Origin of the sequence: Nocardia mikamii NBRC 108933 (assembly GCF_001613505.1) — a bacterium.
In the GTDB taxonomy this organism is placed as follows: domain Bacteria; phylum Actinomycetota; class Actinomycetes; order Mycobacteriales; family Mycobacteriaceae; genus Nocardia; species Nocardia mikamii.
The window spans coordinates 42,630-54,162 of sequence record NZ_BDCM01000004.1 but is presented as its reverse complement, the minus strand read 5'-3'; the positions used below and the strand labels follow the sequence as shown (position 1 = coordinate 54,162).

9 protein-coding genes are annotated in these 11,533 nt (G+C 68.7%); 4 read left to right on the top strand and 5 right to left on the bottom strand.

Features of this window, described 5'->3' with window-relative positions; all coding sequences use genetic code 11:
• Positions 1 to 7: 7 nt before the first annotated feature.
• The 3 genes from NMI01S_RS05135 to NMI01S_RS05125 are packed head-to-tail and all read right to left on the bottom strand — an operon-like array spanning position 8 to position 3,886.
• Positions 8 to 1,894 carry an ABC transporter ATP-binding protein gene (locus NMI01S_RS05135; protein WP_084512441.1) on the bottom strand — a complete coding sequence of 629 codons (1,887 nt, stop codon included), beginning with the start codon at positions 1,892 to 1,894 and terminating at the stop codon, positions 8 to 10.
• Positions 1,891 to 2,895 carry an ABC transporter permease gene (locus NMI01S_RS05130; RefSeq protein ID WP_062994859.1) on the bottom strand — a complete coding sequence of 335 codons (1,005 nt, stop codon included), beginning with the start codon at positions 2,893 to 2,895 and terminating at the stop codon, positions 1,891 to 1,893. Before NMI01S_RS05130 ends, NMI01S_RS05135 begins: the two co-directional genes overlap by 4 nt.
• 13 nt (positions 2,896 to 2,908) lie before the next feature.
• The gene (locus NMI01S_RS05125) at positions 2,909 to 3,886 is read right to left on the bottom strand and encodes an ABC transporter permease (RefSeq protein ID WP_062994858.1); all 978 of its coding nucleotides are present in this window, start codon (positions 3,884 to 3,886) and stop codon (positions 2,909 to 2,911) included.
• A 172-nt stretch (positions 3,887 to 4,058) separates the two neighbouring features.
• Between NMI01S_RS05125 and NMI01S_RS05120 the strand changes: the two genes are divergently transcribed.
• On the top strand, positions 4,059 to 4,862 hold the full coding sequence (locus NMI01S_RS05120) for an HAD family hydrolase (RefSeq protein WP_157126055.1): 804 nt from the start codon (positions 4,059 to 4,061) through the stop codon (positions 4,860 to 4,862).
• A 125-nt stretch (positions 4,863 to 4,987) separates the two neighbouring features.
• On the opposite strand, the gene NMI01S_RS05115 is transcribed toward NMI01S_RS05120, so the two are convergent.
• A complete protein-coding gene (locus tag NMI01S_RS05115; protein WP_062994856.1) occupies positions 4,988 to 7,264 on the bottom strand; it encodes an N-acetylmuramoyl-L-alanine amidase in 2,277 nt (758 codons plus the stop codon).
• A gap of 308 nt (positions 7,265 to 7,572) precedes the next feature.
• Between NMI01S_RS05115 and NMI01S_RS05110 the strand changes: the two genes are divergently transcribed.
• On the top strand, positions 7,573 to 9,138 hold the full coding sequence (locus NMI01S_RS05110) for a SpoIID/LytB domain-containing protein (RefSeq protein ID WP_062994855.1): 1,566 nt from the start codon (positions 7,573 to 7,575) through the stop codon (positions 9,136 to 9,138).
• 99 nt (positions 9,139 to 9,237) lie between these two features.
• On the opposite strand, the gene NMI01S_RS05105 is transcribed toward NMI01S_RS05110, so the two are convergent.
• Positions 9,238 to 9,738 (bottom strand): MarR family winged helix-turn-helix transcriptional regulator, encoded by a 501-nt coding sequence (locus tag NMI01S_RS05105; RefSeq protein WP_062994854.1) that lies wholly within the window; start codon positions 9,736 to 9,738, stop codon positions 9,238 to 9,240.
• 111 nt (positions 9,739 to 9,849) lie between these two features.
• Here NMI01S_RS05105 and NMI01S_RS05100 point away from each other — a divergent pair, with 111 nt between their 5' ends.
• Entirely contained in the window at positions 9,850 to 10,821 is a 972-nt protein-coding gene (locus NMI01S_RS05100; RefSeq protein ID WP_062994853.1) for an EamA family transporter, read from the top strand.
• Between the two features lie 6 nt (positions 10,822 to 10,827).
• Complete coding sequence (locus tag NMI01S_RS05095) at positions 10,828 to 11,463, top strand: NAD(P)-dependent oxidoreductase (RefSeq protein ID WP_062994852.1); 636 nt, start codon at positions 10,828 to 10,830, stop codon at positions 11,461 to 11,463.
• The last annotated feature ends 70 nt before the right edge of the window (positions 11,464 to 11,533 follow it).

Below are 11,533 nucleotides of genomic sequence, written 5' to 3'. Positions count from 1 at the left end.
CGAACTCCTAGCGTGCGACGACCGGAAGGGGCACCGCGTCGATCAGCGCGCGGGTGTACTCGTGCTGCGGTGCCGCGAAAATCTGCTCGGCCGGCCCGGATTCGACGATCTTGCCGCGATACATGACCGCGATATCGTGCGCGAGATTGCGGACCACCGAAAGGTCGTGGGAGACGAACAGATACGACAGCCCGCGTTCGGCCTGCAGATCCCGCAGGAGGTTCAGGACCCCGGCCTGAATGGACACGTCGAGCGAGGACACCGGCTCGTCGAGCACCAGCATGTCCGGATCCAGCGCCATCGCCCGCGCGATGTTGATGCGCTGCTTCTGTCCGCCGGAGAAATCGGCCGGATAGCGATCGGCGTGTTCGGCGCGCAAGCCGACCTGCTTCAGCAATTCCGGTACCCGCTTGCGGATTTCGTCGCGGGACCGGCCGTCGACCCGCAACGGTTCGGCGAGGGCGTCGAAGATCGGCAGGCGCGGATCCAGCGAGGAGGACGGATCCTGGAACACGATCTGCAACCTGCGGCGGATATCGCGTGTGCGCTGCTTGCTCAGCGTCGCGACATCCTCGCCGAAGACCTCGATGGTGCCCGCCTCGGGCCGGACGAGGTCCATGATCTGGCTCAGTGTCGTCGATTTCCCGGATCCGGATTCGCCGACGAGTGCGAGCGTGCGTCCCTTGCGCACCGCGAAATCGATGCCGTCGACCGCGCGCACCTCACCGGTGCGCCGTTTGAAGACGACACCGGAGGTGACCGGGAAGGTTTTGGTCAGCCCCGAAACCCGCAGCACCACCTCCGAATCGGCGGGTTCGGTCGCGGCCACGCTGTCGGTGTCGTGGCGGTAGGCGGCGAACAGTTCCGCGGTCCCCACTTCGGTGGTGCGGATGCAGGCGGCCCGGTGCGCGGGCGCGGTTTCCTGCAGTGGCGGCTCCGCGGCCAGGCAGTCGTCGATCGAGACCGGACAGCGCGGCGCGAAGGGGCAGCCTGGCGGCAGGGCGTGCATGGGCGGGGGAGCGCCGACGATCGGGATGAGCGGTGCGCGGGCCGGACCGTCCATCCGCGGGATGGAACCGAGCAGGCCGACGGTGTAGGGCATCCGCGGTGAGTTGAACAGCTCTGCGGCCGGGGCGTTCTCGACGATCCGCCCGGCGTACATCACGGCCACGCGATCGGCCAGTGTGGCCGCGATCCCCATGTCGTGGGTGATCATGATGACGCCGGCGCCGGTGATGTCGCGGGCCTTGCGCAGCAGGTCGAGAATCTGCGCCTGCACCGTCACATCCAAGGCGGTGGTCGGTTCGTCGCAGATGATCAGTTCCGGATCGTTGGCGATCGCCATCGCGATCACCACGCGCTGACGCATACCGCCGGAGAATTCGTGTGGAAAAGCCTTGGCACGCACCGCCGGTTCGGGAATGCCGACCAGATCGAGCAGCTCCACCGCCCGGTCCGCGGCCTGCGACTTGCTCATCTTCTTGTGGGCGACGAGGGCTTCGGCGATCTGATCGCCGACCCGGTAGACCGGGGTGAGCGCCGAGAGCGGGTCCTGGAAGACCATGCTGACCCGCGTGCCCCGCAGCGCCGAGAGCTGTTTGTCGCCCATGCCGAGCAATTCCCTGCCGCGCAGGCGAATCGAGCCGCGGATGCGGGCCTGATCGGGCAGCAACCCCATCACGGCCAGCGAGGACACCGATTTACCGGAACCCGACTCGCCGACGATGGCCAGCACCTCACCGTCGGCGACGGTGTAGTTCACGCCGCGCACCGCGTCGATGCGGCCCTCCTCGCCGGGGAAGGACACATGCAGGTCCGACACTTCCAGCAGGGGTGCGGTGGTAGCGCGGCGCGAGTCCGCGCGGCCGGCGGATTCGGTGGTGCGATCGGTCATGCCGCTTCAATCCTCTTGTCCGACTGCTCATCCGGACCGGCACCGGAGGTCCGCGCCGATCTTCCGAGCAGCGCCTTGTCCCGCTTGCCGGCCTTGCGGCCCGCCCGTGCTCCCTTGGAACTCGGGTCGAAGGCGTCCCGCAGGCCGTCGCCGACGAGGTTGGCGCACAGCACGATCGCGATCAGGAAACCACCCGGGAACAGGAACAACCACGGGAAGGTCAGCGCCGATTTGGTGCCGAAGGCGATCAGCGAGCCCAGTGAGACGTCCGGCGGTTGCACACCGAATCCGAGGAAGCTCAAACCGGTTTCGGACATGATCGCGGCGCCGACCGCCAGGGTGGTGTCGATGATCAGGATCGACGCGATATTCGGCACGATGTGAGTGACGATCACCGAACGCGTCGACGCACCCATATACCGTGCCGCGCGGACGAATTCGCGTTCCCGCAGGCTCATCGTCAATCCGCGCACGATGCGGGCGCTGATCATCCAGCTGAATCCGGCCAGCAACACGATCAGCAACAGAATCGAACTGCTGCCCTTGGTGCGCGGGGCGAAGATCGCGATGATGATGAAACTGGGCACTACCAGCAGCAGATCGACCAGCCACATGATCGCCCGGTCGGTCCAGCCACCGAGCAGACCCGCGATCGACCCCGCGGTGACCGCGATCAGCGAGGTCAGCACCGCCACGCAGATGCCGATGATCAGCGATTTCTGCAAACCGTGCAGGGTCTGGGCCAGCATGTCCTGGCCGATCTCGTTGGTGCCGAACAAATGCTGCGGCGAGGGCGGTTGCAACAGCGCGTACGGATCGCGCTCCTGATAGTCGTAGGACAGGAACGGCGGAATCGCGAAGGCGCCGATCAGCATGATGATCAGCACGGACGCGCCGACCAGGGCGGGCTTGTTGCGGAGGAATCTGCGCCACACCAGCTTGCGGCGACCGGCAGCCGCGGGCTCCGGCGCACCCTGCGCGATGATCTCGGTTTCGGTCACAGTCCAGCCCCGATCATCCGACCCGCACCCGCGGATCCAGAATCGCATACACGATGTCGGACAGCAGGCCCGATACCAGCACCACGAATCCCGCGAACACCGTGACGGTTACCACGATGTAGATGTCCTGCGCATTGATCGCGTCGACCAGCCATTCACCGACGCCGTGCCATCCGAAGATCTTCTCGGTGAAGGTGGCGCCGGTGATCAGCGCGCCGAGACTGTAGGCGAACAGGGTCGCCATCGGAATCAACGCGGTGCGCAGACCGTGTTTGTAGAGCGCGCGGCGCCGGGTCAGTCCCTTCGCCCGCGCGGTGCGGATGAAATCGCTCTGCAGCACATCCAGCATGGCGTTGCGCTGATAGCGGCTGTAACTGGCCATCGCGCCCAGGGCGAGGCCGAGGGTCGGGACGATCATGTGCTGTAACCGGTCGACGAACTGATTCCACACTCCGTGCACGGCATTGGCCGACGTTTCGCCGGTATACAGGAATATCTGCTGTCCGGTGGCCGAATTGATTTCCAGTGCACCGTATTTCAGTAGCGTGGCCAAGAGGAACACGGGCGTGCTGAGTACCAGCAGGGAAATAATCGTGGTGAAGTAATCGGTGAACCGATATTGCCGGATCGCACCGGCCGCGCCGATCAGCACACCGAGGACCGTTCCGACCACCGAGCCCACGATCAGCAACCGCAGACTGACCCCGATCCGGCGCGGCAGTTCCTGACTGACCGGCTGCCCCGTCAGGGTCGTGCCGAAGTCGCCGTGCACCACGCCGCCGACCCAGGTGAGGTAGCGCTGCGGGATGGGCTGGTCGAGATGCAGTTCGTGGGCCTTGGCATCGATCACCGACTGCGGCGGTCGCGGATTGCGCTGTTCGAGGCTGTCCAGCGGCCGAAATGTCAGCGACGCCAGACTGAAGGCCAGGAACGACGCCAGCGCCAGCAGCACGACATAGTTGAGCGCACGTCGTAGCAGAAAGCCGGTCATCGGTCCCCTCGGGTCGGTTACTAGCCCCTGATCATAGGGAATGGTCTCGAGTCCACCGGTGACATCGTGCACCACTTCCGGCCCGCTCGCAGGCGGGGCGCGGGCAAACGATTACAGCCGCGCCGCGATTTCGGGCAGGATGGAATAGGTGACGCGTCTGCCGAAGCCGAAGATGGTGGCCACCGATGTCGATGGCACGCTGCTCGACGAGTGGGAACGGGTGACGCCGCGCACCCGTACCGCGGTGGCCGCGCTGATCGCCGACGGCGTGCCGTTCGTGCTGGCCACGGGCCGTCCGCCGCGCTGGATCGATCCGGTGATCGAAGGGTTGGGCTTTCCTCCGCTGTGCGTCTGCGGCAACGGCGCGGTGATCTACGACAGTGCCGCCGACCGCATCCTGCACACCAGCACGCTGGATGTGGAGAGTCTGGCGTGGATCGCCGATCTCGCCGAGCGCGTACTGCCGGGCTGTGGGCTGGCCGCCGAGCGCGTCGGCCGCAGCGCACACGATGCGGCCACGCCGCAATTCGTCAGCTCGCCCGAGTACGAGCACGCCTGGCTGAATCCGGACGACACGCAGGTGTCGCGGCAGGAGGTCATCTCGGCGCCGGCGATCAAGATGCTGATCCGGCTGCGCGGCACGCCGAGCGCGGAGATGCAGTCGGCGCTGGAACCCCACCTGGCCGGGCGCGCCGACATCACCTACTCCACCAACAACGGACTCATCGAACTGTCCGCGCCGGGTATCACCAAGGCCGCGGGCCTGAGCGTGGTCGCCGAGCGGCTCGGGGTGGACCCGGCAGCGATCCTGGCCTTCGGCGATATGCCCAACGATGTGCCGATGCTCCGCATGGCCGGCCACGGCGTCGCGATGGGCAACGCCCACCCCGAAGCCCTTGCCGCCGCCGACGAGATCACCGCCTCCAATTCGGAGGACGGTGTGGCGCGGGTGCTCGAGCGCTGGTGGGAGAGTTAGGGCGTCCGCCAGGTTGGCCTTGCCCTGAACTGATCGTGCAAACCTCGCCGCTCTGAGCAGGTTTCGCGCATTCGGCTCGAGGTTTGCGCGAAAAATTCGGGGTGATGCGACCTCAGCCCCAACCCTCAGCCCGCAGGAGCCGGAGGAATGGGCTGAGCCGGCGCCGCCACAGCGGACTCGGGTGCGGGCGGTGCTTCTCGAACCGCCCCTTGTTGTGCGGGTGCGGCCGGGTCCGGTGCTTCGGGAGCGGGGGCTACCGGGTTCGGTGCTTCAGGAGTGGGGGCTGCCGGAGCCTCCGGTGCTGCCTGCGCCTCGGGTGCCGCCGGGGGCGCTTGGGGATCGGAAGGCACCGCGTCCGGAGCCGGGGCGTCCGCGGCGGGCAGTGCTTGCGGAATCGGCTCGCCCGCCGGGCCTGGTTGTGCCCCACCATGTTTCAACAGGGTGGTGACCACACCGGTGGCGGTGTTGAGGATCAACGAGCCGAGCCGGAAGTCGGCCCGCTGGCCGCCGGGAACCGGATACGGAGTGCGCAACGGCGTTCCGAGCAGCCCGGATTCGGCGCCGAGCTGGACGAAGCGATCGAGAATCCGACCGGCCAGTTCGACGATCGAACCGTCGGGGGCCGCGTAGACGTACCCGTTGACGAACTCGGCGTACTGGCCGCCGTCACCGGTCGGGGTCGGTTCGGAGGATGCGGCACCGAGGCGTCCGTCCGGACCGCCCTGCCCCGCCCAGTAGGTGGCGATGGCGTTCTTGCCGACCATGCTCAGCAACTGCGTGGTCAGATTCGCCAGAGCCGCCAGATCCGCGTGCGCCCGTTGGTCTTTCGGAGCCGCGGGCGCGCTGCCGGCGGCGATGCCCGCGGCGATCTCGCGGATGCGATCCATGCGCGCATAGGCGGCGTCGCCGGGACAGGTGGTGTTGCCGACGTCGCGATGTGCGAACACGATCGGGAGGTCCACCGCCTCACCCTCGGCGTACGGGGTGTAGTCGGTGCCCTCGGAATACATGGTGGTGTGGCCCTCGGGGTCCAGTCCCGCGATCTTGGCCCGCCAGCCGACGAACTGCCCGGTGGCCTGGAGTTGGGCGTCGCTGGGTGCGTCGGTCTCGAAATCGCCCATCATCGCCACGCCCGCGGTGTTCTCGTTGAAACCACCGGCGTGCGCGCCCTCGACCGGGCGGTCCAGACCGCCGTAGCGGCCCTCGAAGATTTGGCCGTACTTGTCGACCAGCGCGTTGTAGCCGATATCGCACCAGCCCAGCGTCTTGGCGTGATACGCGTAGATCGCGCGCACGATGCCGGCGGATTCGGCCTTGCTGTAGTCGTTGCGACCGGCGGTGTGGTGCACGGTGATTCCGCCCAGCCCGTCGTCGTAGGTGGGCTCCTCGCAGCGCAGCGATTCGTCGGCGCCCCACTGCGCGCGGCTGATCACCTTCGGCCCGCCGCCCGGCAGCGGTGCGGCGACCGAGGTCAGGTTGTCGTCGATCGCGCCGCGCCCGGGATCGATCAGCACCGCCGACAGTTGCGACGCGGCCTGCTGCGCCGGATCGTCGGAGCGGCCGGCGGCCGGAGCGATCGCCTTGTGGGTGGTGAGTATCTGAACCGCCTTGGTCTCGCCGACGTAGATCGGTTCGGTACCGGTGCGGGCGGGGGCGGCCGCGTGATCGCTGCGACCGGTGTCGACCCGGTCGGCCGGGAACCACGGTCCCCAGGTGCCGTCGGCCTGCTGGGCGCGAATGAGGGAGGTGGTGTCGGTCAGTTCCTTCGCGGTCAGCGCGACCATGCTGAAGGGGGTGTCCCGAGTCAATTCCTTGACCTCCGCGCCGACCTGATCGGCCATATTTGGTGGTACCGCACCGGGGGACAGGGCGGGGGCGGCCGGGTCGGCGCCGGGTACCTGTGCGGGGTCGAGCGGAGCGGCGATGAAGCCGGGGCCGGCGTGCGCGGGGGAGGCGGCGGGAGTCCGCGTCGGCGCGGCGGGGGCGGGAGCCTGTGGGGTGACCGGACCGGCGTATGGCGTCGGGGTCGAGGTCGGGGTGGTGGTCGTCGGATCACCGAATTGGGGTAGGGGGATCTCGCTGGGTAGCTGTAGGCCCGGCGGGGCGGGTAGGCCGGGCGGGACGGGAATCGACTTCGGCAGCGGGAGCTTCCGCAAGTCGGACAGGCGCAGATCGGGCAGGTTCAAGCCGGTGAGTTCGCGCAGCGGCAACACGATGTCGGGGGCGGACGCCAGGGCCACCTCGGCGAGTTGCGCGGGTATCGCGGCGAGGTCGCTGTCGCCCGCTGGGCGATAGCCGGGAGCGTCGCGCAGTGTCAGCGTCGCGAGTGGGGCGGCAACCGCGAGGGTCGCGACCACGGGCAGGACGACCGAACGTTTCGGGCGGCGGTACGGCACGAGCATCTCCCATTCAGGTAGAACCGGTGACCGTCAGCGTCGAACAGGGTGGCGCGCGGGGTTGATTCCTGACGGATCAATGGTCACACTAGTCCCAAATGCCGCAGATCTAAACCTTTGGTTGAGGATTAGGGCTAGGATAGCTCGAATGTAACTTTCCAGTAGCCACGCAAGGTCAGGACATGCCGAGCGAGCGGTGCGTCCGCTCAACCAGCCGGCTCGCCGAACCCGTTGGGAGGCACGATGGCTCACCCTCGCCCGAGTGCGCGCCGGGACGGCCGATCGGCGCTGTCCGCACACCACAGGAGGGTTCGATGAACCGGACCGAAGCCCCTCGGACCGGCGCCGCACCGCCGGATCGCCCGAACACCACACCTGCGGACGGGGTGGCGGGCGGATTCACGAGCCGACTCCGGCGCCGGCGCGGCGGACTGCTGCGTCGCCGGCGAATGCGGCGCGGTGCGCTGATCGGCTTGGTCGTGGTGCCGGTGACCGGCGGGGTCGTCCTCGCCTTCGCGGTGCCGATGTCCGGTTCCGGTACTCGCAACGCCGCGTATCAGGCGGCCGCGGGCCCCGGACACGGGCGCGGGATGAGCCAGGTCGGCGCGTTCGACCAGGCCACCGCGGGCGCGACCGCCGACGGCATCCTGGCGCACTACTACCCGGGTGCCCAGCTCGCAACGATCGGGCCGACCACGGTGCGGGTGCGGCTGACCGTCTACGACAACGAAACCCTCGACGTGTACTCCGATTCCGGGCTGACCGTCGCCGGCCGGCGAGTGGTGGCGGGACAGGCCGCGCACCTGACCCCGACGCCCGACGGCGGCGCGAATGTCGTGGTGACCATCGGTTGTGACGGTGATGTGCTGTGGCAGGGTTCCACCGACGACCCGTGGGCCTACCCTGCCGACTCCGGTCCCGACCGGCCCGAGGCCGAACATCTGAAGGTGTGCGACGGGTCGAGTTTCCGTGGGGCACTGGGGGTTACGCAGGACAACGGGCAGCCGGCGACGGTGAACCAGCTCGACGTCGAGGACTATCTGCTGGGTGTGGTCCCCGCCGAGATGGAGGCCGGTTGGGCCGACAAGGGTGGTGCGGAAGCGCTGCGGGCGCAGGCGATCGCGGCCCGCTCGTACGCGCTGGCCGAACACCGCTACCCGTATGCCCAGACCTGCGACACCACCGACTGCCAGATGTATCCCGGCACCGACAAGGAGGATCCACGCGCGGCCGACGCGGTCCACTCCACCGCGGGCCAGGTCCTCATGCGCGACGGCCACCTCCTGCGCACCGAGTATTCGGCGGCGCCCGGCGGCGGGCAGCCCATCGACATCACCACCCTCGAGGTCGGGCCGACACCCGCGGAACTGGAAGCCGCACCGGCCGTGCCCGAACCTCCGGCCGCACCCGCACCGGCGGTCCCCGAGCAAGCGGTTCGCGGTAATTCCGCTGTCGATGCGAAGTACGCCGAAAGCGGCGGCGCGACAGGGCCTTTGGGTGATCCGATGGGGCCGGAGTCGTTGCTGCCCGGCAAGGTCGGAACCTTCCGCCTGTACCAGGGCGGTGTCATCATCGCCACCCCGACCCTCGGCGCCCAGATCGTCGATTACGCCCGCCTGCTGCAGATCGCACCGCAGGTCAGTCAGAGTGCGGGCGAGGGCGCCGGGGTGCAGGCCGCGGCTCCCGGCGGCACCCGCACCCCGGGGACGGCGGCGACTCCCGACCCGCCACCGGCGCCTACCGGGCAAAATGCGGCCCCCGGTGCGGGCCAGGCAGACTCCGCCGGCGCACCGGCCGACTCGTCGGCAGCGGGTATCGCGGCACCGGACCACACCGCGCCCGTGCCGGAGGCAGCCGCTCCGCGGCAGATTCCGGGATAGCGGACCGCGGCTCGCGTGTCCGATGTGGCGCGGCCGGTTTCGCCGACGCCGCCGGCCGCACCCGGGACCGGATCGTCGGCGCTGCTGTAGTAGCCCCGCTCAGCCCAGCGAGGTGTCGTCCAGTGATTCGGACAGCCTGCGGAGCAGGTCGGCGAGTTGGTCCAGTTCGGTTCGGCTCATACCGGACAGCAGGCGGATCTCGTTGTCGACGTGCAGCGGCATGACCTCGTCGATCACGTCGCGGCCGTGGTCGGTCAGCTGGACGCGGATGGTTCGCCGGTCCCTCGCATCGGGAACCCGGCGGACCAGATCCTTGGCGGCCATCCGGTCGATACGATGGGTGATCGCGCCCGAGGTCACCATGGTGGCTTTGATCAAGTCACCGGCCGTGAGGCCGTCGGGCCCACCGGATCGGCGCAGCGTGGACAGCACGTCGAATTCCCAATATTCGAGTCCGTAGCGGGCGAAGAACTCCTTCATCTCATGCTCGAGCCGGCGACCCATGCGCTTCAACCGGCCGATGACGTGGGTTGGCCAGACATCGAGGTCGGGGCGGACGCGACCCCAGTCCGCGACGATCCGGTCCACGGCGTCGCTCATAGCGCTCTCCTCCGTGCATTCGAATATCTCAACGTTCAGATACTTGACATCAAGACACTCGCTGGTGTCCGATTATCTCAACGTTGAGATTATCAATGAGGAGATACCGTCATGACAGGTACGGCCGCCGCCCGCGGTTCGACTGCCGCGATCCTCGCGATCACCGGTCTGGCGCCACTGGTGTGGGGGACGACGTACGCCGTCACCTCCGAATTCCTGCCGCCGGAGCGACCGATGTTCACCGCGCTGATGCGCGCCCTCCCGGCCGGATTGGTGCTGCTGGGCGCCACCCGGGTGCTGCCGCGTGGCCGCTGGATCGGCCGGTCGGCCCTGCTCGGCGTGCTCAACATCGGCGCCTTCTTCCCGCTGCTGTTCCTCGCCGCGTATCGGCTGCCCGGCGGCGTGGCGGCCGTATTGGGTTCGGCCGCACCGCTGTTCGCCCTGGCCTTCGCGGCGGTGCTGTTGCGGGTGCGGCCGAGCGGACGCAAGCTGCTGGCCGCAGCGATCGGCATGCTCGGGGTGGCGCTGGTGGTGCTGCGGGCGAATGCCGCCCTGGACACGATCGGGGTGCTGGCCGGGTTGGCGGGTGCGGCATCGATGGCCGCGGGAACCGTGCTGACCGGGCATTGGGGACGGCCCGAAGGTGTCGGCCCGCTGGCGTTCACGAGCTGGCAACTGACCGCGGGCGGGGTGGTGCTGCTGCCGTTGGCGCTGATCACCGAGGGTGCGCCGCCTGCCCTGGACGGCTCGGCGATCGGCGGATACCTCTATCTCGGCGTGCTCGGCACCGCGGCGGCCTATGCCCTCTGGTTCCGCGGGCTGGCTCGGGTACCGGCCACATCGGTCGCCTTCCTCGGCCTGTTGAGTCCGCTCTCCGCGGCGGTGATCGGCTGGCTCGCGCTCGGACAGTCGCTGACTCCGCTGCAGGTGCTGGGCATGGCGATCGCTCTGGGCGGCACGGTGCTGGGGCAGGTGGGCGATCGGGCGCAGCCGCCGTCCGAGCGCCCGGAGCCGCTCTCGCCGTCGGTCACCGACGCACCCGAACTCGCCGACCCACGGCAACTGTCATCGATCGAGGAGTGAAAAACCATGCATATCACCGTTTTCGGCGCGGCGGGCAGCGCGGGCAGTCGCATCGTGCGCGAGGCGCTGGCACGCGGCCACGAGGTCACCGCCGTCGGCCGCGGCGAGCGTTCGAACGATCTGCCCGCCGCGGCGAGCTACCGCACCGCCGACACCACCGACCCGGCCCAGGTGAAGGATGTCGCCACCGGTAGCGACGTGGTTATCAGCGCGACGCGGCCGCGACCCGGGCGCGAATACGAATTGGCGGACGTGGCGGCGGCACTGCTGGACGGATTGCGCGGCACCGGAATCCGCCTGCTGGTCGTCGGCGGCGCGGGCGATCTGATCGTGCCCGGCACCGCCACGACCGTCATGCAACGGCCCGACTTCCCGCCGGACTGGCGTCCGATCGCCCTGGCCTGCCACGCGCAACGAGAGGTGTTCCGCACCGCGACAACCGATGTCGACTGGGCCTATCTCAGCCCACCCGCGCTGCTCGAGCCCGGCGAACGCCGCGGAACCTACCGAATCGGCGCCGACGAACTGGTCACCGACAGCACGGGCACCTCGCGCATCTCGATGGAAGACCTCGCCGTAGCCCTCCTGGACGAGGCCGAGGAGCAGCGCCACACCCGCACCCGCTTCACCGTCGCCTACTGAGTTACCGGACCGAATCACGTTCTCGGACAGGGCCTTATCCCGTCGTTAAGGATCAGCCAACCGCCCCGGC

What these genes read in the sequence shown, in the direction of transcription:
- NMI01S_RS05135 (WP_084512441.1), bottom strand. Translation starts at nt 1,894, where the DNA reads ATGACCGATCGCACCACCGAATCCGCCGGCCGCGCGGACTCGCGCCGC.
- NMI01S_RS05125 (WP_062994858.1), bottom strand. Translation starts at nt 3,886, where the DNA reads ATGACCGGCTTTCTGCTACGACGTGCGCTCAACTATGTCGTGCTGCTG.
- NMI01S_RS05120 (WP_157126055.1), top strand. Translation starts at nt 4,059, where the DNA reads ATGGTGGCCACCGATGTCGATGGCACGCTGCTCGACGAGTGGGAACGG.
- NMI01S_RS05115 (WP_062994856.1), bottom strand. Translation starts at nt 7,264, where the DNA reads ATGCTCGTGCCGTACCGCCGCCCGAAACGTTCGGTCGTCCTGCCCGTG.
- NMI01S_RS05110 (WP_062994855.1), top strand. Translation starts at nt 7,573, where the DNA reads ATGAACCGGACCGAAGCCCCTCGGACCGGCGCCGCACCGCCGGATCGC.
- NMI01S_RS05105 (WP_062994854.1), bottom strand. Translation starts at nt 9,738, where the DNA reads ATGAGCGACGCCGTGGACCGGATCGTCGCGGACTGGGGTCGCGTCCGC.
- NMI01S_RS05100 (WP_062994853.1), top strand. Translation starts at nt 9,850, where the DNA reads ATGACAGGTACGGCCGCCGCCCGCGGTTCGACTGCCGCGATCCTCGCG.
- NMI01S_RS05095 (WP_062994852.1), top strand. Translation starts at nt 10,828, where the DNA reads ATGCATATCACCGTTTTCGGCGCGGCGGGCAGCGCGGGCAGTCGCATC.